22 protein-coding genes are annotated in these 21,290 nt (G+C 68.1%); 18 read left to right on the top strand and 4 right to left on the bottom strand.

What is annotated here, in order from left to right; translation table 11 throughout:
* Positions 1-231: 231 nt before the first annotated feature.
* From PSA7680_RS04500 to ureC, 5 genes are all read left to right on the top strand, one after another.
* The gene (locus tag PSA7680_RS04500) at positions 232-1,053 is read left to right on the top strand and encodes an urease accessory protein UreD (RefSeq protein WP_085867465.1); all 822 of its coding nucleotides are present in this window, start codon (positions 232-234) and stop codon (positions 1,051-1,053) included.
* A gap of 10 nt (positions 1,054-1,063) precedes the next feature.
* Positions 1,064-1,366, top strand: coding sequence for an urease subunit gamma (locus PSA7680_RS04505; RefSeq protein ID WP_085867466.1), 303 nt, complete (start codon positions 1,064-1,066; stop codon positions 1,364-1,366).
* A gap of 102 nt (positions 1,367-1,468) precedes the next feature.
* Positions 1,469-1,774, top strand: a complete 306-nt coding sequence (locus PSA7680_RS04510) for an urease subunit beta (protein WP_085867467.1) — start codon at positions 1,469-1,471, stop codon at positions 1,772-1,774.
* Between the two features lie 44 nt (positions 1,775-1,818).
* On the top strand, positions 1,819-2,475 hold the full coding sequence (locus PSA7680_RS04515; protein WP_085867468.1) for a hypothetical protein: 657 nt from the start codon (positions 1,819-1,821) through the stop codon (positions 2,473-2,475).
* A 98-nt stretch (positions 2,476-2,573) separates the two neighbouring features.
* The gene (ureC, locus tag PSA7680_RS04520; protein WP_085867469.1) at positions 2,574-4,283 is read left to right on the top strand and encodes an urease subunit alpha; all 1,710 of its coding nucleotides are present in this window, start codon (positions 2,574-2,576) and stop codon (positions 4,281-4,283) included.
* Between the two features lie 103 nt (positions 4,284-4,386).
* Here the strand turns inward: ureC and PSA7680_RS04525 are convergent, their stop codons facing one another.
* The gene (locus PSA7680_RS04525; RefSeq protein WP_085867470.1) at positions 4,387-6,312 is read right to left on the bottom strand and encodes a DUF3604 domain-containing protein; all 1,926 of its coding nucleotides are present in this window, start codon (positions 6,310-6,312) and stop codon (positions 4,387-4,389) included.
* A 235-nt stretch (positions 6,313-6,547) separates the two neighbouring features.
* Here PSA7680_RS04525 and PSA7680_RS04530 point away from each other — a divergent pair, with 235 nt between their 5' ends.
* The 5 genes from PSA7680_RS04530 (at position 6,548) to ureG (ending at position 9,102) form a co-directional block, all read left to right on the top strand.
* Positions 6,548-6,772, top strand: a complete 225-nt coding sequence (locus PSA7680_RS04530) for a hypothetical protein (RefSeq protein ID WP_085867471.1) — start codon at positions 6,548-6,550, stop codon at positions 6,770-6,772.
* Positions 6,773-6,901: 129 nt separating this feature from the next.
* Positions 6,902-7,120 carry a hypothetical protein gene (locus PSA7680_RS04535; RefSeq protein WP_085867472.1) on the top strand — a complete coding sequence of 73 codons (219 nt, stop codon included), beginning with the start codon at positions 6,902-6,904 and terminating at the stop codon, positions 7,118-7,120.
* Between the two features lie 170 nt (positions 7,121-7,290).
* Positions 7,291-7,794, top strand: coding sequence for an urease accessory protein UreE (locus PSA7680_RS04540; protein WP_085867473.1), 504 nt, complete (start codon positions 7,291-7,293; stop codon positions 7,792-7,794).
* Positions 7,795-7,818: 24 nt separating this feature from the next.
* Entirely contained in the window at positions 7,819-8,451 is a 633-nt protein-coding gene (locus PSA7680_RS04545) for an urease accessory protein UreF (RefSeq protein ID WP_085867474.1), read from the top strand.
* A gap of 39 nt (positions 8,452-8,490) precedes the next feature.
* Positions 8,491-9,102 carry an urease accessory protein UreG gene (ureG, locus tag PSA7680_RS04550; RefSeq protein WP_085867475.1) on the top strand — a complete coding sequence of 204 codons (612 nt, stop codon included), beginning with the start codon at positions 8,491-8,493 and terminating at the stop codon, positions 9,100-9,102.
* Between the two features lie 76 nt (positions 9,103-9,178).
* On the opposite strand, the gene PSA7680_RS04555 is transcribed toward ureG, so the two are convergent.
* Together PSA7680_RS04555 and PSA7680_RS04560 are read right to left on the bottom strand one after the other, a co-directional pair.
* On the bottom strand, positions 9,179-10,144 hold the full coding sequence (locus PSA7680_RS04555; protein ID WP_085867476.1) for a hypothetical protein: 966 nt from the start codon (positions 10,142-10,144) through the stop codon (positions 9,179-9,181).
* A 275-nt stretch (positions 10,145-10,419) separates the two neighbouring features.
* The gene (locus tag PSA7680_RS04560) at positions 10,420-11,436 is read right to left on the bottom strand and encodes a glycosyltransferase family 2 protein (protein WP_176244077.1); all 1,017 of its coding nucleotides are present in this window, start codon (positions 11,434-11,436) and stop codon (positions 10,420-10,422) included.
* A gap of 128 nt (positions 11,437-11,564) precedes the next feature.
* On the opposite strand from PSA7680_RS04560, the gene PSA7680_RS04565 reads away from it, so the two are divergent.
* The 7 genes from PSA7680_RS04565 (at position 11,565) to PSA7680_RS04595 (ending at position 19,797) form a co-directional block, all read left to right on the top strand.
* Positions 11,565-12,476, top strand: a complete 912-nt coding sequence (locus tag PSA7680_RS04565) for an AAA family ATPase (protein ID WP_085867478.1) — start codon at positions 11,565-11,567, stop codon at positions 12,474-12,476.
* A 4-nt stretch (positions 12,477-12,480) separates the two neighbouring features.
* The gene (locus tag PSA7680_RS04570) at positions 12,481-13,740 is read left to right on the top strand and encodes a vWA domain-containing protein (RefSeq protein ID WP_085867479.1); all 1,260 of its coding nucleotides are present in this window, start codon (positions 12,481-12,483) and stop codon (positions 13,738-13,740) included.
* A 16-nt stretch (positions 13,741-13,756) separates the two neighbouring features.
* Positions 13,757-14,749 (top strand): XdhC family protein, encoded by a 993-nt coding sequence (locus PSA7680_RS04575; protein WP_085867480.1) that lies wholly within the window; start codon positions 13,757-13,759, stop codon positions 14,747-14,749.
* Positions 14,746-15,747 (top strand): molybdopterin-binding protein, encoded by a 1,002-nt coding sequence (locus PSA7680_RS04580; protein WP_085867481.1) that lies wholly within the window; start codon positions 14,746-14,748, stop codon positions 15,745-15,747. The genes PSA7680_RS04575 and PSA7680_RS04580 overlap by 4 nt, the downstream gene beginning before the upstream one ends.
* Positions 15,748-15,965: 218 nt before the next feature.
* The gene (locus PSA7680_RS04585; protein WP_085867482.1) at positions 15,966-16,451 is read left to right on the top strand and encodes a (2Fe-2S)-binding protein; all 486 of its coding nucleotides are present in this window, start codon (positions 15,966-15,968) and stop codon (positions 16,449-16,451) included.
* An 87-nt stretch (positions 16,452-16,538) separates the two neighbouring features.
* Entirely contained in the window at positions 16,539-18,902 is a 2,364-nt protein-coding gene (locus PSA7680_RS04590; RefSeq protein WP_085867483.1) for a xanthine dehydrogenase family protein molybdopterin-binding subunit, read from the top strand.
* A 100-nt stretch (positions 18,903-19,002) separates the two neighbouring features.
* Positions 19,003-19,797, top strand: coding sequence for an FAD binding domain-containing protein (locus tag PSA7680_RS04595; RefSeq protein ID WP_085867484.1), 795 nt, complete (start codon positions 19,003-19,005; stop codon positions 19,795-19,797).
* A 105-nt stretch (positions 19,798-19,902) separates the two neighbouring features.
* Here the strand turns inward: PSA7680_RS04595 and infC are convergent, their stop codons facing one another.
* A complete protein-coding gene (gene infC, locus PSA7680_RS04600) occupies positions 19,903-20,490 on the bottom strand; it encodes a translation initiation factor IF-3 (protein ID WP_442439564.1) in 588 nt (195 codons plus the stop codon).
* Between the two features lie 158 nt (positions 20,491-20,648).
* Here infC and PSA7680_RS04610 point away from each other — a divergent pair, with 158 nt between their 5' ends.
* A complete protein-coding gene (locus tag PSA7680_RS04610) occupies positions 20,649-21,275 on the top strand; it encodes a hypothetical protein (RefSeq protein WP_139838552.1) in 627 nt (208 codons plus the stop codon).
* Positions 21,276-21,290: the final 15 nt, after the last annotated feature.

Consider the following 21,290-nt stretch of genomic DNA (forward strand, 5'->3'; position numbering starts at 1 on the left):
CTGCGCTACACAAAATCGCCGCCCGTTTCCAGCCGTTTCGCACCGGGCTGGCCTGCGTGGGCGGGGGCGCCCTGGGCGGGCGGGGCATTGCACGCCCCGCGACGGCTGCCCAATCCTTGTGCAACGGCAAAGAAATTCCGCATGCGGTGTCGTGCCGGTGTCACCTTGGCCTTGTTTCTTCTGCAAGGGCGCGCCTAGCTTGCAGGCGAAGCAGTGACACAGGGCGAAGGAATGCTCGACAGCAGCCAGATCCGGATGCAGCGCGCGGCGGGCCGTGCGGAGGTGGCGATCGCCGCCCGGGGCGGGCGCAATGCGCTCTGCCGCCTGCATCAGTCCGGCTCTGCCAAGGCCTTCCTGCCCAAGGTGCACACGCCGGTGCCGGAAGTCGTGTTCCTGAACACCTCCGGCGGCGTGACCGGCGGGGATCGCATCGGCTACCGGCTGGAGGTCGGCGCGGGGGCGCAGGTCATCGCCACCACCCAGACGGCCGAACGGGCCTACCAGAGCAGTGCGGACGTGGGCGAGGTGACGGTGGAACTTTCGGTGGGCGAAGGCGGCGTGCTGGAGTGGCTGCCGCAGGAGACCATCCTCTTCGACCATTCCGCCATGACCCGCCGCACCACGGTGGATCTGGCGGCAGGGGCGCGGTTCCTGATGGTGGAAACGGTCGTTCTGGGCCGGGCCGCCATGGGGGAGGTGATCGAGGATCTGGCCTTCTTCGATCTGCGCCAGATCCGCCGCGAGGGCCGCCCGGTGCTGGTGGAGCCGTTGCAGATCGATGCCGCCGCGCTCGGCCTGCGCGATCACCCGGCGGTCTTCGGCGGCGCGGTGGCGATGTCCACGCTGGCCTACGTTGCGGAAGAAGCCGAGGATGTGCTGGCGCGCATCGGCTCCCTGCCGGAAAGTGACGAGGTGGCGATCGCCGCGTCCGCCTGGGAGGGCAGATGCGTGCTCCGGTTTCTCGCCGGGGACGCCTGGCCGCTGCGCCGGGCGCTGGCGGATGTGCTCAATCGGATCCGGGGCAGGGCGCTGCCGCGGGTCTGGCAAATGTGAAGGAACGGAAATGAACCTGACGCCAAGAGAGAAGGACAAGCTCCTGGTGAGTCTTGCGGCCATGGTGGCGCGCGAGCGGCTGAAGCGCGGCGTGAAGCTGAACCACCCCGAAGCCATCGCGCTGATCACCGATTTCGTGGTGGAGGGCGCGCGCGACGGGCGCTCGGTGGCCGAGCTGATGGAGGCCGGGGCCGAGGTGGTGCGCGCGGAGCAGTGCATGGACGGAATCGCCGAGATGATCCACGACGTGCAGGTCGAGGCGACCTTTCCCGACGGCACCAAGCTCGTCACCGTTCACCATCCGATCCGCTAGTCAGGAGGCCGCCATGCTCAAACTCTGCGCCATTTTCCACGGACATTTCGCCCGGCTGCCGCCATCGCGCCGGCCTTGGCCGAAGGGCGGGGAGGCAGGCCGATGATCCCCGGAGAGATCTTCACCGCGCAGGGCGACATCACGCTCAACGAGGGGGCGGAGGCGATCACCCTGACCGTCTCCAACACCGGCGACCGGCCGGTGCAGGTGGGCAGCCATTACCATTTCGCCGAAACCAACAGCGCCCTCGCCTTCGACCGCGGCGCGGCGCGGGGGATGCGTCTGGACATCGCCGCCGGCACCGCCGTGCGCTTCGAGCCCGGCCAGACGCGCGAGGTCCGGCTCGTGCCCTTCGGCGGCGCGCGGAAGGTCTATGGATTCAACAAGGCCGTCATGGGGGCGCTCTAGGGCGCGCCTCGGTCACGGCAGACACGGCAGACAAGGAGAGCAGCATGTCCCGGATGATGACCCCGGTCGATTTCTGGAAGAACAGCGTGGAGCTGTGGTGCATCGCCACCGAAACCCAGATGGCCATTGCCCGCCAGATGATGGACGCCTCGCGGCTCTGGTCGCCTGTGCTGGGGGCGCCGATCGCGCGCGGCACCGCGCCCGTCGGAGGCAAGGCGCCCGACAGGCCCGTGAAACCGGTGAAAGCGGTGAAAGCCGAGCCTGTCAAAGCCGCGAAGCCTGAGCCCGCGAAGGCTGAGGCGCCCGCGGCCCAGGTGGTCGAGATGAAGCCGGCGCCGGCTGCGGAGGCGAAGGCCCCGGCTGCACCGGCCACCCCGGCCGCGCCTGCCAAGGTGGCGCCTTTCCCGGAGGCGGAGTTGAAGCCCACGCCCAAGCGGCGCGCCAAGCCGGCGGCCCGCGCAAAGGCCGAGGCGCCGGCGAAGGCCGAGGCTCCGGCCAAGCCTGAAGCGCCCGCGGCCCCGCTCAAGCCCGCGGCCAGCCCGAAGGCCGAGCCGAAAGCCCCTGCGGCGAAGGCCGCCAAGCGGGCCTCCGCGAAACCCGCGCCCCGGCGGAAGGCAACCGCGGCATCCACTGCCAAATCGCCAGCCAAATCGCCAGCCAAATCGCCTGCCCAATCGCCGGCCAAACCCGGCAAGGGCTGAGGCGCGGGCACGGCAGGGCCGGCCCTCCAATTGCAACGCAGTGCAGAGCGCCCCGGCCTGATCCGGGGCGTGAAAGACGACAGAACACAGGTGCTCCCATGCCCACGACCATTTCCCGCGACGCCTATGCCGACATGTATGGCCCCACCACCGGCGACCGCCTGCGCCTTGCCGATACCGATCTGATCATCGAGGTGGAGCGCGATCTCACCACCTATGGCGAAGAGGTGAAATTCGGCGGCGGCAAGGTGATCCGCGACGGCATGGGGCAGGCGCAGACGACCCGCGCGGAAGGCGCGGTGGATACCGTCATCACCAATGCGCTGATCCTCGATGTCACCGGCATCTACAAGGCCGACGTGGGCCTGAAGGACGGCCGAATCGCCGCCATCGGCAAGGCCGGCAACCCGGATACGCAGCCCGGCGTGGACATCATCGTCGGCCCCGGCACAGAGGCCATCGCGGGCGAGGGGCGGATCCTGACGGCGGGCGGGTTTGACAGCCACATCCATTACATCTGCCCGCAGCAGATCGAGGATGCGCTGCACTCGGGCCTGACCACGATGCTCGGCGGCGGCACCGGCCCGGCCCACGGCACGCTGGCCACCACCTGCACGCCCGGCCCCTGGCACATCGCGCGCATGATGCAGGCGGCGGATGCCTTCCCGATGAACCTCGCCTTCGCGGGCAAGGGCAACGCGAGCCTGCCGGCGGCGCTGGAAGAGCAGATCAAGGCCGGGGCCTGCGCTCTGAAGCTGCACGAGGACTGGGGCACGACGCCGGGCGCGATCGATTGCTGCCTCTCGGTGGCCGACGCGATGGACGTGCAGGTGATGATCCACACCGACACGCTCAACGAAAGCGGCTTCGTGGAAAACACCGTGGCGGCCATGAAGGGCCGCACCATCCACGCCTTCCACACCGAAGGCGCTGGCGGCGGCCATGCGCCCGACATCATCAAGGTGGTGGGCGAAAACCACGTTCTGCCGTCCTCCACCAACCCGACGCGGCCCTACACGGTGAACACCATCGAAGAGCATCTGGACATGCTCATGGTCTGCCACCACCTCGACAAGGCGATCCCCGAGGACGTGGCCTTCGCGGAGAGCCGCATCCGGCGCGAGACCATCGCAGCGGAAGACATCCTGCACGACATGGGGGCGTTTTCGATCATCGCATCCGACAGCCAGGCCATGGGCCGGGTGGGCGAGGTGATCATCCGCACCTGGCAGACGGCGCACAAGATGAAGGTGCAGCGGGGCCGGCTTTCGGAGGAAACCGGCAACAACGACAACGTGCGCGTGAAGCGCTACGTGGCGAAATACACGATCAACCCGGCGATTGCCCACGGGATCAGCAAGCACATCGGCTCCATCGAGGTGGGCAAGCGCGCAGACCTCGTGATGTGGAACCCGGCCTTCTTCGGCGTGAAGCCCGAGATGGTGCTGCTGGGCGGCACCATCGCCTGCGCGCAGATGGGCGATCCGAACGCCTCGATCCCCACGCCGCAGCCCGTCTACTCGCGGCCCATGTGGGGCGCCTTCGGGCGCTCGGTGGAGCAGTCGGCGGTGATCTTCACCTCCGAAGCGGCCGTTTCGGAAGGGGTGCGGGGGGCCTACGGGCTGGCAAAGCAGACACTGGCTGTCGAAAACACGCGCAACATCGGCAAATCGGACATGGTGATGAACAGCGCCACGCCGGAGATCGAGGTGAACCCGGAAACCTACGAAGTGCGCGCGAACGGTGAGCTGCTCGTCTGCGAGCCGGCCAGCGAACTGCCGATGGCGCAGCGGTATTTCATGTTCTGAGGATTGGGTTCTGCACGCGCCGTCCCGCGGGGTGGCGCAATCGCGCCGCCCCAGGGGGGCGGGACGGCGCGGCCAAAGCTTTGCTTTGGCATTATCTATTTCGTCACCCTTTCGGCGTGTACCAGATCGGCGAGGTATAGGCGCGTTCCTGCCCCACGGTGATCGCGTCTTCCGGGATCACCGCGCCGAGGCGCAGCTTGTCGTAGAGCACCCAGCGCGGGGTCGGGATCTCCAGCACGCGGGCGTAGTAGAAGGCCTGCTGGGCGGCGTCGAACTCCGGGTCCGTCCAGATCGTGGCCAGTTCCGAGGCGCCGATGGTGTTGGTGAAATTGGCCGCCTCTTCGTCCACCGTGTTGCCCACCGGCGGCAGCTTGCCGTCGGCATCGGGCGTGCGATCGCCGGACCAGGCCACGTCATAGACCTTCTCATGCAGCGCGCCCTCAGCGTCCATCCAGCCCTTCACGATCTGGATGCGGTCGAGGTTCGCCCCGATCGGATCGCGCAGGGCATAGACCATGAAGGTCGGCGCTTCCGAGGTGGCCTTGCGCAGATCCGCCCCCATCGGCACGCCCTTGTCGTAGCCGGCGAAGGCCGGGGCGCGGGAGCGCAGATCGTTATCGTCGAACTCCCAGCCGCCGAAGAAGCGCACCGTGATGCGCGGGCCGGTGGTGGCGTAGACTTCCTTGCGCGCCATCGCGTCCCAGATCGCTTCGCGGGTGTTTTCCGTCGCCCAGACTCCGGTATAGCCCGAAGCCACCAGCGACCAGCCGGGGAAGATCCCGTTCTCGGTCTCGGTGAACGGGTGCAGCACGCGGGTGATCGAAGGCTCCGCCGAGGTGGCCTTGCCGAAGTAGTTGTCTTCCTCGGCGGTGGTGAGCGAGGTGTGGCTGTCGGTGGCGCCGGAGAAACCGAACTTGTAGGGGTTGGTGCCGAACTTGCCTTCAAGCGCGAGCCCTTGTTTCAGCGCCTCGCGGGCGTATTCGCCGGCGAGCATCTCCGGGGTCTTGGCCTCGGAGAGATCGAGGTTGCCGGCGTCCCATGTCTCGTAGTCGGCAAACTCGTCATCCGGGCTGAGGTAGGGGTGGGTTTCGCCGTCGCCCTTGATCTGGGTGATCTCGTAGAGAGGCTCCCAGCGGTTGCGCAGGGAAACGTAGGTTTCGTCCAGCGCGCGGCCGGTGTATTGCGCATCCACCGGGAACATCAGCCCGTTGGAGAGGTTGCCGTTGTGCGCCAGCGCCAGCGCCTTGCCGCCCGTCTTGCTTTCGTAGCCTTCCAGCCAGGCGTAGAGATCGAGCGGATCGGTGGAGCCGACCGGGGGCTGCGTCACCATCGGCACCACCTGCTCGGCGCGGGCGGCGTCATCGCGCAGGATGACGTTGCGGTGCAGGTTGTTGCCGGCGACGAGGGATGTCCATTCATAGGCGATGAAGGCGGTGAAACGGCCGGGCTCGTTGTAGCGCTCGGCGGCGTCGATCACATCCTGCCAAACGGAATCGTAGGCGGCGGAGCCGGGCGAATAGGCTTCCACGAGGGCCGGATCCAGCGTGCCCTGGGCGAAATTCGTGATCAGGTCCAGCGCGGCCGCCGTGGAGGCGTCGCCGCCTTGCTGGAAGGCTTCATACCAGCCGCGCCCCTGTTCGGTGCCGGTGATCGCCGGATCCCCCGCGAAAAGCCCGGTGGCGAAGCCCATCATGTCGGAGTGGTCGGTGAGCGCCATCCAGTCCAGCGGGCGCCCCAGTTTCGCGGGCAGCCCGGTGGCCGAGGTCACCTCTTCGCCGCGGGCGAAGCGCCACGCCTCGTCCAGCCCCAGCGTGTTGCCGAAGAGCCCGGCATCGGGGGAGAGCGAGGTGTGCAGGTGGCTGTCGCCCCAGAACACCTGCGAGGGGAAGCTGCGTTGCGCGTAGGGCGAATAGGCCTTGCCGGGATAAAGCCCTTCCAGCGACTCCTTGGAGGGTTTGAACTGCGCCTGCGCCGCCGGTGCGAGGGTGAGCAGGATCGCCGCAAGGGCGGTTGTGCGATGGTAATTCATTGCGGGCTCCCGGTTGGAAATACATGATTTTTCTTGCAGCTTAATCCACATCCCCAAAATCACCAAACCGCACCGCCTGAAGGCGGTGCGGCCGAGGGCGAGTGCGGCGGTGCGGGGCGTGGCGCCGTGAGCCTTGCGCTGCCCACATGGCAGCCTTGCAAAACTGGCCGTTGCCACATTTTTGGGCGGAAATATAACCGCGTAAGTTATTCGAAGAGACCGCAAGGTGCGCCGCATGGCCTACGCAAACACCGATCAGGCATCCACGGGCGGCCAGCCCGCCACCGTTTTCGGCGTCATCGCCGACGCCATTTCCGCCTTCTTCCTGCGCGCGGAGGCTTTCGCCGACGAGGCCGACGCCGAGCGCCGCATCCACCTGCTCAACAGCGTGTCCGACGAAACCCTCGGCCGCATGGGGCTGGAGCGCGGCGACATCCGCGCCTACGTGCTGGGCCGCTGAGCCGCCCGCCCCGCAGCAAGCCTTGCGCGGGCCGCAAGGCAGCCTTGCCGAGCTGTGCGTTGTGTTGGCGCTAACAAGCGCCCACAATGGCGGGCAGGGGAGGAAACACGTCCGATACGAGGTTTCCGCATGGCTCACACTGCAACACACACCAACTTTTCCGTCACCGAAAGCCTTTCGGCTGTTTGGAAGCGCTTCGTCGCCGCCCTGTTCCGCGCCGCGGAAAGCCGCTCGCGCGTTGCCGAGCTTGAGCGGCTGAACGCCAAGAGCGACGCCGAACTGGCCGAGATGGGCCTGCGCCGCGAGGACATCGCGCGCTACGTCTTCCGCGACGCGCTGTATATTTGAGCACACGGCCAATTCCTGTGCGTCGATCAGGGGCTGCAGGCGCTTTTGCGCTGGCCCTCGATCCGGCTTCCCGCCTAGAGTTCCGCCAAAGGAAAGACCCGGCGCGCCGCGCCGGCACGACGGCGGGAGATCACGCGCATGACCACACGCTTTGACGCAGGACGGCCGGCATGAGCCCGCTGCCCGTCGCTCAATCCCACGCCCATCCGCCCCACGCCACGCCGCCCGCCGCCCGCGTGGCGCTCACCTACGAGGGCCGACTGTTGCGCCGCCGCAGGCTGGAGGCCGATGACGGCACCGCGTTTCTCGTCGATTTCCCCGCCACCGCGAGCCTCGATGCCGGTGACGCCTTCGTGCTGGAGGATGGCCGGCTGATCGAAGTTCTGGCCGCACCGGAAGCGCTGCTTGAGGTGCGGGGCGGCAATCTCACCCGGCTCGCCTGGCACATCGGCAACCGCCATACCCCCTGCGAGATCGCCGAGGACCGCCTTTGGATCCAGGCCGATCACGTGCTGGCGAAGATGCTCGAAACCCTCGGGGCCAGCGTGCGCCCGGTGGAGCGGCCCTTCCGGCCCGAGGGCGGCGCCTACGGGCACGGCCGCACCTTCGGCCACGCTCACGGCCACGGCCATGAACACGGCCATGAACACGCCCCCGATCACGCCCACGGCTGACGCACCACACAGCCCCGTGCCGCGATGAACGCCGATCTTCTGAAACTCACCCAATGGCTGTCCCCGGCGTTCCCGGTGGGCGGCTTTGCCTATTCGCACGGGCTGGAACAGGCGATCGACGCCGGCCACCTGCGCGACGCCGACAGCCTGCGAAGCTGGCTGCTGGCGCTCCTGCGCCTCGGTGCGGGGCGCGTCGATGCGGCGCTGATCGGGCAGGCGATGGCGGGGCGGGACGAAGCCGAACTCTCCGATCTGGCCCGCGCGCTGGCCGCGAGCCGGGAGCGGCTCGAAGAGACCTGCGCGCAGGGGGCGGCCTTCGCCCGGACGGTCTCGGCGCTGCTGCCGCATCCCGTTGCCGAGGCGCCGCTGCCCGTGGCGGTGGGATGCGCCGCGCGGCAGCTGTCGCTGCCGGCCGCGCAGGTGGCGGCGCTCTACCTGCACGCCTTCACCGCCAATCTCGTCAGCGCCGGCGTGCGCTTCATCCCGCTGGGGCAGACGGAGGGCCAGCAGGTGCTGGCCGCGCTGCACGGGGAGATCGACGCGGTGGCGCAGGACGCGGTGACGCGCGATCCGCTGTCCTTCGGCAGTGCCGTGCCGGGGGCGGACATGGCGGCGATGTGGCATGAAACGATGGACGTGCGGCTGTTCAAATCCTGAGCGGCGCGGCACCCGGAAGACGACGGAAGGAACATGAGGATGGCGAGCAGGAACGGGCCTTTGCGCGTGGGCATCGGCGGACCGGTGGGCGCCGGCAAGACGACGCTCACCGAGCAGCTTTGCCGGGCGCTGGCGGCGGAGTATTCGGTGGCGGTCATCACCAATGACATCTACACCCGCGAGGATGCCGAATACCTGATGCGCGCGCAGGCCCTGCCGCTGGAGCGCATCCGCGGCGTGGAGACGGGGGGCTGCCCCCATACGGCGATCCGGGAGGATGCCTCGATCAACCTCGCCGCCGTGGCCGAGCTGACCGCGGAATTCCCCGATCTGGACGTGGTGCTGATCGAAAGCGGCGGCGACAACCTCGCGGCCACCTTCAGCCCGGAACTCGCGGATCTGACGCTCTACGTCATCGACACCGCCGCCGGGCAGGACATCCCGCGCAAGAAGGGGCCCGGGCTGGCGCGCTCGGATCTGCTGATCATCAACAAGACGGATCTCGCCCCCTACGTCGGCGTGGACGTGGCGCTGCTGGAAAGCGATGCCCGCGCGGCCCGCGGGGCGCGCCCCTTCGTGATGGCGGCGCTGAAATCGGGCCGCGGCGTGGGCGAGGTCGTGGCCTTCCTGAAGGAACAGGGCGGCCTCTGAACCGCCGCCCGCTTGAAGCGCTGGCGTGACGCACTGAAGTGACGCGATTGCATAGCGCGCAGGTCGCGCGCCGCACTCAGGCGTTGCGCGGATGCGGCACGTCCCGCCCGGATTTGGCCAGCGCGTTGCGCGCCCAGCGGTAATGCTTCTGCACGCTGCCCGCCGTGCCGGTGGCCCGTTTCAGCGCTTCCGCCGAATAAGCCGTCAACAGCGGCTTGTCGGTGCGCCGCGCCACCTCGGTGAGCCGTTCGAGGTAGGGGCCGTGGGAGCGGCGCGCGCGCAGCAGACGGTGGATGTCCTCGGCGTCGAATTCCTCTTCGGCCGCCGCGTGGATGAGCGGTTTCAGCACGTCCATCGCCAGCAGGCTGTCCTGCACGTCCGGCCCGAGGTGGCGGCAGCGGATCTGGCGCACGTGCGGGCGGGTGAAGAGCGCGGCGTGCATGGCGTCGAAGGGTTGTGCCGGATCGTGCAGGATGAAGGCCTTTTCGGCGGCATCCACCATTTCCGGCGCGTAGCCGTAGCGATCGCAGAACGACAGCCGCCGCTGCGCCCGGTGGCGGGTGTCCCAGGCCGTGACGCCCGGGTCCAGCGTCGCCTGGGGCTGCACCGCGATCACCCGCGCGCCGGGCGCGGCCACCGAGAAGGCCGCCGCCGCGTAGCCGCAGGCACCGGCGCCGTAGAAGATCACGCGGTCGAAATCCTCGAAGAAGCCATCGTCCACCAGCCGGTCGAAATAGCCGTAGACGTAGCGGTCGCGGAACCAGGTTTCCTCGTGGGCGAGGACGCAGAGCTGCGACCAGTCCGTGCCCTCCACGAGGTGAAAGCCCAGCGGCAGCGCGTCCGGTGACGTGCGGGCGATGGAGTCGATGGTTTCGAACGTCACCAGAAGCGTCGGCGATTCATCGGTCAGAATCGCGGAATGCTTCGGCCCGAGCGGCTGGAAATAGCCGCGCTCCTCGCCGATGTCGTCGAGGCGGTCGAGCCACGCCTCGCGGTCGGCGAGCGAAAGATCTTCACTCTTCGTCACGTCATTGTCGTCCATAGGTCCAAAACCCTGCACTCGTAAAACCCCAACACTTGAAAAATCTGCACGGTTCCAAGGGTAGCACGCAATGCGGCGAAATTGGGAAGCGCGCCGCCATTTCTCGTGTCGATGTTTCGCGCCGGGAAACAACGGCGTCAAGCTTGGCGGAAAAGGCCGGCGGCGCGGTGCAATCAGGCGGATCCGTCGCCGCCTTCGCGCGCAGCCCCCCCGTGAAGCGGCGGCGGTTTGCGTCCGGCCTCCCGTGCCAGCGCCAGGGCGCGGCGGTGCAGACCCTAGATCGATTCGGCATCCTGCCGCGGCAGGACGGGCGTATCGGGCGCCAGCAGCAGGCGCGAGTAGAAGTAGATGGTGTCCTGGGTTTGCAGCAGGGCGTCGATGCGGGCGCGGTGGGCGGCGACGCAGGCGGCATGGGCGGTGGCCACGCCCGGCAGGGCGGCGAGGCGTGCGCGCTCCTGCGCGGCGGCGGGTGCCATGCGCGCGATGCGGCTGTCTTCCTCGGTGTTGAAATTGCGCTCAACCCAATAGGCGAGATCGATCTCGCGATCGGTGTGGTTGGGCAGGCCGCGCGCGCGTTTCACGAGGAAGCTCTCCGCCGAGCGCAGGGAATAGTGGTTGAGGCGGGCCAGATCACCCGCACCCGCCAGCGGATGCAGCGAGATCCGGCTTTCGGCGCGGGCGTAGTGATCGGGCAGGGGCCGGCCGCCGCCGTCGCACCAGAGCGGCGCATCGTGCTGCGCGGCCTTGCGGAATTTCGGACGGTGCACGCCCAGCTTCTGCACCTTGGGCGCATTGCGCAGGAGCGTCTTGAAGTAGGTGGCGTTGAGCGGGAAGGGGCAGGGCTCGGGCGCGGCGCGCGTGAACTGCTCGGTTACCGGCCTGTCCTCGAAACGCCGCACGCCGTTGTTGCCGAAGAAACGCCACGGCAGGGCGATGGCATCGGTGCCCGCGGGGCAGGCTTTCACCAGATCGGCGATGCTTTGCAGCGGTGCGGCGAGGCTGAGGTATTCATCGCAGTCGGAGACGAGGATCCAGTCCGCCGATGTGCGCAGCGGGTGCTCCCAGGCCGCCTTGAGCGCCTGCCACTGGGGCGTTTTCTTGCCCGCCGCCACCTGCGGCACATGCACGACGCCCGCCTGCGCCCCAAGGGCATCAAGCAGCGCCTCGGTGCCGTCGGTGCAGTCGTTGCTGTAGATCAGGAAATCGCTCACCCCGGCGGCGCGGTGATGGGCGATCCAGTCCAGAAGGAAGGGGCCTTCGTCGCGGACGGTGGTGACGATCAGGGTGCGCACGGCGGCGAATGTTCCGGTTCCTGTTGGCTTTCCATAGGGGTAGCGGCTGGATTGCGGGCACGCAATGGTGGCCTGCGCGCTTGACGTGAGCGGGGCGAAGTGCAGCTATGAGCGGTGAGGAGGCAGTCATGGCGGCAGATATTTCATCCATCGACGCGGTTCAGGCCGCGCTTGGCGCGCAAGGCTACGTCTGCGGGCGGGATCTGGCCACGGTCACGTTCCTGTCGCTCAGGCTCGGGCGGCCGCTGTTTCTTGAGGGCGAAGCCGGCGTGGGCAAGACCGAGATCGCCAAGGCGCTCTCCGCCGCGCTCGGGCGCAGGCTGATCCGGCTGCAATGCTACGAGGGGCTGGATGCGGCCAGCGCCGTCTACGAGTGGAACTTCCCGGCCCAGATGGTGGCGATCCGCACCGCGGAGGCCGCCGGGGGGGCGGATCGGCAGGCACTGCAATCGGAGCTTTTCTCGCCCGACTACCTGATCGAGCGCCCGCTCCTGCAGGCGATGCAGCCGCAGGAGGGCGGCGCGCCCGTGCTGCTGATCGACGAGCTGGACCGCACCGACGAGCCATTCGAGGCCTTCCTGCTGGAGGCGCTTTCGGATTTCCAGGTCACGATCCCCGAGCTTGGCACCATCGCGGCGAAGGAGCCGCCCATCGTCATCCTCACCTCCAACCGCACCCGCGAAGTGCATGACGCGCTCAAGCGCCGCTGCCTCTATCATTGGGTGGACTACCCCGATTTCGAGCGCGAACTGGCGATCCTGAAGGCCCGCGCGCCGGAGGCGACCGAATCCTTAAGCCGCGAGATCGTCGCCTTCGTGCAGCGCCTGCGCACCGAGGATCTTTTCAAGAAGCCGGGCGTGGCCGAAACCATCGACTGGGCCAAATGCCTTCTGGCGCTGGACGTGATCTCGCTCAGCCCCGAGGTGATCGCCGACACGCTGGGCGCGATCCTGAAATACCAGGACGACATCCAGAAGCTGCAAGGCTTCGAGGCCAAGCGGCTGCTGGAGGAAACCCGCGCCGCCTTGGAACCTGCCTAAAGCCATGGCCGAGCAGATCCCGCTCGAAATCCCCGAGGAGGGGCGGCTGGCGGAAAACATCCTCTGGTTCGCGCGCGCGCTGCGCAAGGCGGGCCTGCCCGTCGGCCCCGGGCGCACGGTGGATGCGATCCGCGCGGTGGAGGCGGCCGGCTTCACCGACAAGCGCGATTTCTACTGGGTGCTGCATGCCTGTTTCGTCTCCCGCCCCGAACACCGCGCCACGTTTGCGCAGGTCTTCCGGCTGTTCTGGCGCGATCCGCGCTTCATGGAGCACATGATGGCCATGATGCTGCCCGCCATCCGGGGCGTGCAGGAAGAGCGCGTGGCGCGTTCCGCCGAGAAACGCGCCGCCGAGGCGCTGCTGGACGGGATGCAGCCCGAGGCCGAGGCGCCTGAACAGGAGGCCGGCGAAGAGATCGAGATCGACGCCACGATGACGATGTCGCCGCGGGAGCGTTTGCGCACGCTGGATTTCGAGCAGATGTCCACCGCCGAGATGGCCGAGGCCCGGCGCATGATCGCCCGGCTCACGCTGCCGGTGCAGCCGATCCGTTCACGCCGCACGCAAAGCGCCCTGCACGGGCGGCGGGCCGATTGGCGCGGCACCATGCGGCAGGCGATGCGCCGGGGCGGGGAGATCCAGCGGCTCTCGCTGAAGGAACCGCGCATCCGCTGGCCCAATCTCGTGGTGCTCTGCGATATTTCCGGCAGCATGTCGTCCTACTCCCGCGCGGTGCTGCATTTCCTGCATGCGGTGTCGAACCAGAAGGGCGCGGGCTGGGCCAAGGTCCATGCCTTCACCTTCGGCACGCGGCTCACCAACATCACCCGCCACCTCGATCAGCGCGACGTGGACGCCGCGCTGCGGGCCGCCGGCGCGGAGGCGCAGGATTGGGAGGGCGGCACCCGCATCGGGGCCTGCCTGCACGACTTCAACCGCGATTGGTCCCGCCGGGTGATGGGGCAGGGCGCGGTGGTGTTGCTGATCACCGATGGGTTGGATCGCGACGACCCTGAAGCATTGGCGAAGGAGATGGAGCGGCTGCAGCTTTCGGCGCGGCGGCTGATCTGGCTCAACCCGCTGCTGCGCTGGGAGGGCTTCGCGCCGCGGGCGCAGGGGATCGCCGCCATGCTGCCGCGGGTGGACAGTTTTCGCGCCGGGCACAACATCGCCTCGCTTCAGGCCCTTGGCGAAGCGCTCTCGCGCAGCGATGATACGGGCGAAAAGGCGCGCCTGATGGCCCTTCTGCAAAGCGGCGCGTAATGGAAGGCACATCACGATGACATCCCCTCAAAGCTTCGACGACATCCCCGAAACCGCCCTGCGCTGGCACCGCGAGGGCCGCCGCGCTGCCTTGGCCACGGTGGTGGAAACATGGGGCAGCGCACCCCGGCCCGTGGGCAGCCAGCTGGCGATCAGCGGCGAGGGGGAGATCGCGGGCTCGGTGTCGGGTGGTTGCGTGGAAGGCGCGGTGGTCATTGAAGCGCTGGAAGCGCTGGAAAGCGGCGAAACCCTCATGCTGGAATATGGCGTCAGCGATGACGAGGCCTTCGCCGTGGGGCTCGCCTGCGGCGGGCGCATCCGGGTGATGGTGGAGCCGGTGGGCGCGGCCCTGCCCGAAAGCCTTCTGGCGGATCTGGTCGCGGCCCGCGCCGCGCGCCGACCGGTGGCCTGCGTGGTGGACACGCAGAGGTGGGAGCGTCGGCTCGCCGATGCCGAAGATTCCGAACTCGGCGAAGCGATCGCGGCGCGCTTCCGCTCGGATAGATCGGGGTTTGAGGAGGAGGTCTTCCTCGCTATCCACAACCCGCCCCTGCGCATGGTCGTGGTCGGCGCGGTGCATATCGCCCAGCCGCTGATGGTGATGGCGCGGCTTGCAGGCTATGACGCGGTCCTGGTGGATCCGCGCCCGGCCTTCGGGGCCGAATCCCGCTTCCCCGGCGAAACCATTCTCGATGACTGGCCCGACGCGGCGCTCAACGAACACGGGCTCGACGCGCGCACCGCCGTGGTGACGCTCACCCACGATCCCAAGCTCGACGATCCGGCCATTCGCGTGGCGCTGGCATCCGACGTGTTCTACTTGGGGTGCCTCGGCTCCACCCGCACCCACGCAAAGCGCGTGGCGCGGCTCACCGAGGCGGGTTTCACCGAGGCCCAGATCGCCCGCATCCATGCCCCGGTGGGGCTCGACATCGGCGCGAAATCCCCCGCCGAGATCGCCATCTCGATCATGGCCGAGATCACCGCCCGCCTGAGGAAGGTGCCATGAAGTTCGGCCCCGTTCCCCTGTCCGAGGCCGAGGGCGCGATCCTGTCGCATTCGCTTGCCGGAGCCACGCGCCGCCTGCGCAAGGGGGGGGTGCTCACTGCCGAGGACATCGCAGAGCTCGCGGCAGCGGGCCACGAGGAGATCACGGTGGCGCGGCTGGAGCCCGGCGATCTGCACGAGGACGCCGCCGCAGAGCGCCTCGCCGCCGCCCTGGTGCCGGACCCGGAGGCCGCACGGCTGCGGCTGGCCAAGCCTTTTACGGGCCGCGTGAACATCTACGCCACGCAGAACGGCGTGGCCGAAATCGACGAGGCCTCCATTCACCGGGCCAATGCCGTGGACCCGATGATCTCGGTGGCCACGGTCGCGCCCTGGGCGCGGATGCGCGAAGGCGGCATGGTGGCCACGGTCAAGATCATCTCCTACGCGGTGCCGGAGAAGGCGCTGCGGCAGGCCGCGCTGCAATCCATCGCCGCCCTGCGCCTGCGGCCCCCGGCCTACAAGACGGCGAGCCTGATCGTCTCCGAGACCACGCCGGGGCAGGCGGCGGCGGAGCAGAAGGGGGTTGAGGCGATCCGCGCCCGGCTTTCGGCACTGGACGTGGAGCTGTCCGAGGTGATCCCGGCGGCCCATGCCACGCAGGCGATCGCGGAGGCCCTGCGCGGCGCGAGCGGCGAGAGCCTCTTCATCCTCACCGCCTCGGCCACCTCCGACCCCCACGACGTGGCCCCGGAAGGGCTGCGGCAGGCCGGCGGGCAGGTGGAGCGCTTCGGGATGCCGGTGGATCCGGGCAACCTGCTGTTCCTCGGCGATCTTGCCGGGCGCCCCGTCGTGGGCCTGCCGGGCTGCGTGCGCTCGCCGGTGATGAACGGCGCGGATTGGGTGATGGAGCGGCTTCTGTGCGGCGTGCCGGTAACCAGCGCCGACATCGCGCGCATGGGCGTGGGGGGGCTTCTGAAGGAAATCCCCAGCCGCCCGCAGCCGCGCGAGCGGAAATAGAAAAAAACGGTTCGCCCGGCGGGAACCGCCGGGCATCGCCCGTCCGCCCCCTCGGGCGGGCGATTCTCGCCCACCCGTGGACGGGCAATACCCGGCTTTCGCTTCTGCACAGCCTCTAAACCGTCCCATGTTACCACTCTGAATAGAAACGGTTCTCAAACCGTTCTCCCCATGCTTTACTGCCGCCAGCCAAATGAATTTTCTGGGAGGAATTTTTCATGCCAAAGGTCTCGATGACCGTGAACGGAAAGGCCGTCTCCGCCGAGGCGGAGGGCCGCACGCTGCTTTCAAGCTACCTGCGCGAAGGGCTGGGGCTGACCGGCACCCACGTCGGCTGCGACACCTCGCAATGCGGCGCCTGCGTCGTCCATGTGGACGGCAAGGCGGTGAAATCCTGCACCATGTTCGCCGCCGAGGCGGAAGGCGCCGAGGTGACGACGATCGAAGGCATGGCCGCGCCCGACGGCACGCTGAACGCGATCCAGCAGGCCTTCCAGGATCACCACGGGCTGCAATGCGGCTTCTGCACGCCGGGCATGGTGATGAGCGCCGCCGCGCTGCTGGAGGAAAACCCGACGCCTACCGAGGCCGAGGTGCGCCATTACCTGGAAGGCAACATCTGCCGCTGCACCGGCTACCACAACATCGTCAAGGCGATCCTCGCCGCGTCCGGTCAGGACGTCTCGGGCATCGCCGCCGAGTGATTTCAATGGATGCGGCGCGCCCGCGGCACCGGGGAAGGAGGAGCCCCGGCCCGCAGAGCGGCGCGCCTTTTTAGGGAGGAATTCCAGATGCCGAAAGATGGAGGCATTGGCGCCAGCACCAAGCGGCGCGAAGACGTCCGGTTCCTGACCGGGCAGGGCAACTACACCGACGACATCAACATCGCCGGCCAGGCCTACGTGCACTTCCTGCGCTCCGACATGGCGCATGGCAGGATCAACGCCATCGACACCGCGGCCGCCGCCGCGATGCCGGGCGTGGTGCGGATCTTCACCGGCGCCGATTTCGAAGGCATCGGCGGATTGCCCTGCGGCTGGCAGGTGACCGATCGCTTCGGCGAGCCGATGCAGGAGCCCGCGCACCCGGTGCTGGCCCAGGGCAAGGTGCGCCACGTGGGCGATCCGATCGCCGCCGTGGTGGCGGAGACGCCCGAACAGGCCCGCGACGCGGCCGAGGCGATCGTCGTGGACATCACCGAGCTGCCGGCCGTGGTGGACATGCGCGCCGCGCTGGCCGAGGGCGCGACCAAGGTCCACGACGATCTGAAGAGCAACCTCTGCTATGACTGGGGTTTCGTGGAGGACAACCGCGAGGCGGTGGATGCGGCCATCAAGGGCGCGCATCATGTCACCACGCTGGAGCTTGTGAACAACCGGCTCGTGGCCAACCCGATGGAGCCGCGCGTGGCGGTGGGCGACTACAACCGCGCCACCGACGAGCACACGCTCTACACCACGAGTCAGAACCCCCATGTCATCCGCCTGCTGATGGGCGCCTTCGTGCTGGGCATCCCCGAGCACAAGCTGCGCGTCGTCGCGCCGGACGTGGGCGGGGGCTTCGGCTCCAAGATCTTCCACTACGCCGAGGAAGCCTTCTGCACCTTCGCCGCCAAGGCCTGCAACCGCCCGGTGAAATGGACGGCCAGCCGCTCGGAAGCCTTCATCACCGACGCCCATGGGCGCGACCACGTGACGAAGATCGAACTGGCGCTGGATGAAGAGGGCAACTTCCTTGCCCTGCGCACGGAAACGCTCGCGAACATGGGGGCCTACCTCTCGACCTTCGCGCCCTCCGTGCCCACCTGGCTGCACGGCACGCTGATGGCGGGCAACTACAAGACGCCGCTGATCTACGTGAACGTGAAGGCGGTGTTCACCAACACCGTGCCGGTGGACGCCTACCGCGGCGCCGGGCGGCCCGAGGCGACCTACCAGCTGGAGCGCGTGATCGACAAGGCCGCGCGCGAGTTGGGCATGGACCCGATCGCGCTGCGCCGGAAGAACTTCGTCACCGAGTTCCCCTACGCTACGCCGGTGGCGGTGGAATATGACACCGGCGACTACGTGGCGACGATGGACAAGCTCGAAGAGATCGCCGACATCGCGGGCTTCGCGGATCGTTGGGAGAAAAGCCAGGACGACGGCAAGCTGCGCGGGCTGGGCGTGAACTGCTACATCGAAGCCTGCGGCATCGCGCCCTCCAACCTCGTGGGCCAGCTCGGCGCGCGGGCGGGGCTCTATGACGCCGCCACGGTTCGGGTGAACGCCACCGGCTCCATCTCGGTGATGGTGGGCGCCCACAGCCACGGGCAGGGGCACGAGACCTCCTTCCCGCAGGTGGTGGCCGAGATGATCGGCATCGATCCTTCGCAGGTGGAGATCGTACACGGGGATTCCTCGAAGATTCCCTTCGGCATGGGCACCTACGGTTCGCGCTCCATCGCCGTCTGCGGCTCCGCCATGGTGCGGGCCACGGAGAAGATCATCAACAAGGCCAAGAAGATCGCCGCCCACCTGATGGAAGCCAGCGAGGCGGACATCGAGCTGAAGGACGGCCAGTTCACCGTCGCCGGTACCGACAAATCCGTGGCCTGGGGGGATGTGACGCTGGCCGCCTACGTGCCGCACAACTACCCGCTGGAGGAGATCGAGCCGGGGCTGGAGGAAACCGCCTTCTACGATCCGGCCAACTTCACCTACCCGGCGGGCGCCTATGCCTGCGAAGTGGAGGTGGACCCGGAAACGGGCAAGGTGACGATCTGCTCCTTCGCCGCGGCCGATGATTTCGGCAACATCATCAACCCGATGATCGTGGATGGCCAGGTGCATGGCGGCATCGGCCAGGGCATCGGCCAGGCGCTGCTGGAAAACGCCGTCTACGATGAGAACGGCCAGCTTCTGAGCGGCAGCTACATGGATTACGCCATGCCGCGCGCCGATGACGTGCCCTTCTACGTGGTGGATCACTCCTGCCAGACGCCCTGCACCCACAACCCGCTCGGGGTGAAGGGCTGCGGCGAGGCCGGGGCCATCGGCTCGCCGCCGGCAGTGGTGAACGCGGTGATCGACGCGCTGCAGCGGGCCGGCAAGGATGTCAGCCACATCGACATGCCGCTGACGCCGGCCCGGGTCTGGGCGGCGATGAACGGCTGAGCATGGGATGAGTGGAGAGGCCGGGGGGCCCGCCCCCCGGACCCCCCGAGGTATTTGGAGCGAGAGGAAACGAGGCCTTTCGCTTTGAGGAGAGAGAAGAATGTACAGTTTCGATATCGAGAGACCGACGACGATTGCGGATGCGGTTGCGGCGCTTGGCAGCGACGAGGCGCAGGCGCTGGGGGGTGGGCAGACGCTGATCCCCACGCTCAAGCAGCGTCTGGCCGCGCCGGCCAAGCTGGTGAGCCTTTCGGGGATCGCCGAGATGCAGGGGGTCTGCGTGGCCGATGACGGCGCGCTCTGCATCGGTGGCGCCACGCCCCACGCGGTGGTGGCGCGGGAGGCGGCGGCGGCCTATCCGGCGCTGGCGGCCCTTGCGGGGCAGATCGGCGATCCGGCGGTGCGCAACCGGGGCACCATCGGCGGCTCGCTGGCCAACAACGATCCGGCCGCCTGCTACCCGGCGGCGGTTCTGGCTTCGGGGGCGACGATCGTGACCAACGCGCGCTCGATCGCGGCGGACGATTATTTCGACGGCATGTTCGGCACCGCACTGGAAGAAGGCGAGATCATCGTGGAAGTGCGCTTCCCGGTGCCGGAGGCGGCGAGCTACCAGAAATTCCTGCAGCCGGCCTCGCGCTTCGCGCTCACCGGGGCCTTCGTGGCGAAGTTCGCGGACGGCGTGCGCGTGGCGATCACGGGAGCCGGGGAGGAGGGCGTGTTCCGCTGGAGCGAGGCGGAAACCGCGCTGAGCCACGAGTTCCGCCCCGATGCGCTGATGGATCTGAGCGTCTCCGCCGACGGCATGATCGAGGATCTGCACGGCAGCAAGGCCTATCGCGCCCACCTCGTGAAGGTGATGACGGCGCGCGCCGTGGCCGCGGCTGCGGGCTGATCCCGCGGCGGGGGCTCCTGTGACGGCCAGCGCACGGCGGGCCGCCCCGGTCCATGAAAAAACCCCGCCGTTTGGCGGGGTTTTCTCGTGCCGGGTGCCGGCGGCTTACTTGCTGATGGGGCCGATCATCATGATCATCTGGCGGCCTTCCATCTTCGGCATGTTCTCGACCTTGCCGATCTCCTTCACGTCTTCGGCGACGCGCTCGAGCAGGGCGCGGCCCAGGTTCTGGTGGGCCATCTCGCGGCCGCGGAAGCGGAGCGAGACCTTGACCTTGTCGCCGTTGTTCAGGAATTTCAACACGTTGCGCATCTTGACTTCGTAGTCATGCGTATCGGTGTTGGGCCGGAATTTGACTTCCTTGACCTCGATCGTCTTCTGCTTCTTGCGCGCTTCGCTCTCGCGCTTCTGCTGCTCGTATTTGAACTTGCCGAAATCCATGATCTTGCAGACCGGAGGGGTCGCATTGGGGGAGATTTCGACGAGGTCCAGACCGGCTTCAGCTGCGAGGTCCATGGCCTTGGCGGGGTGGACGACACCGATGTTTTCGCCGTCCGCGCCGATCAGGCGAATCTCAGGCGCTCGGATGCGTTCGTTGACGCGGGGGCCTGTGTCGCGAGTGGGCGGGGCGTTGTGAGGTCTGCGGGCTATGGTCGTGTTCCTTGAATAATGACTCTTTCGCGGAGAAAATATAGGCCGAAGGCCCGGCTTTCAACCGGATTTCCTGCCCTTGCGGGGGGCCGGAGGGCGGGATTTTCCCCTTGTGGCGCGACGCGCGGGGGGCGAACAAGCCGGGGAAGTCTCACAGAGGGGCCCGACGTGGGCGCCGGGACCGATTGAAGGAAAGAGTCATGAACAAGAGCATTCTCGTATTGTTGCTGGTGATCGTTGCCGGGGCCGGCGGCTATTACCTCTGGCAGAACCAGCAGAAGAATCCGGCCGAAGCTGCCGTCGAGGACGCCAAGGAGGCGGCCGGCGACGCCAAGGAAGCGGTGCAGGAGGCCGTGGAGAAGGCGGCCGAGGCGGCCGCGGCCGCCACCGAAGAGGCCAAGAAAGAGGCCGAGGCCGCCATCGAGGAGGCCGGTGAGGCGGTGCAGCAGGCTGCCGAAGACGTGAAGGCGGCCGCCGAAGAGGTGGCCGACCAGGCCACCGGCGCGGCGGCGGAGGCGGTGCAATCTGCCAGCGAAGCGGTGCAGGAGGCGGCCGAAGGCGTCAGCGAACAGATCGACGCCGCCACGCAGGGCGCCTCGGACGCCGGGTCGGCGGCGACGGATGCCGCGGAGAGCGCCATGGGCGAAGCGGCGGCGCTGTTCACGGCCGATGGCTTCGACAAGGACAAGGTGATCGAGATGATCGACGCCTCCTCGCTGGAGCAGGGCCAGAAGGACGTTCTGAAATCCACCGTTGAGCAGGCCGCCGGCAACCCGGCGCTGCTGGAGGCGGCGCTGGAGCAGGTGAAGAGCGCGCTGGGGCTCTGATCGGTCGGGCCACAT

It is taken from the genome of Pseudoruegeria aquimaris, from assembly GCF_900172235.1.
GTDB classification, from domain to species: domain Bacteria; phylum Pseudomonadota; class Alphaproteobacteria; order Rhodobacterales; family Rhodobacteraceae; genus Pseudoruegeria; species Pseudoruegeria aquimaris.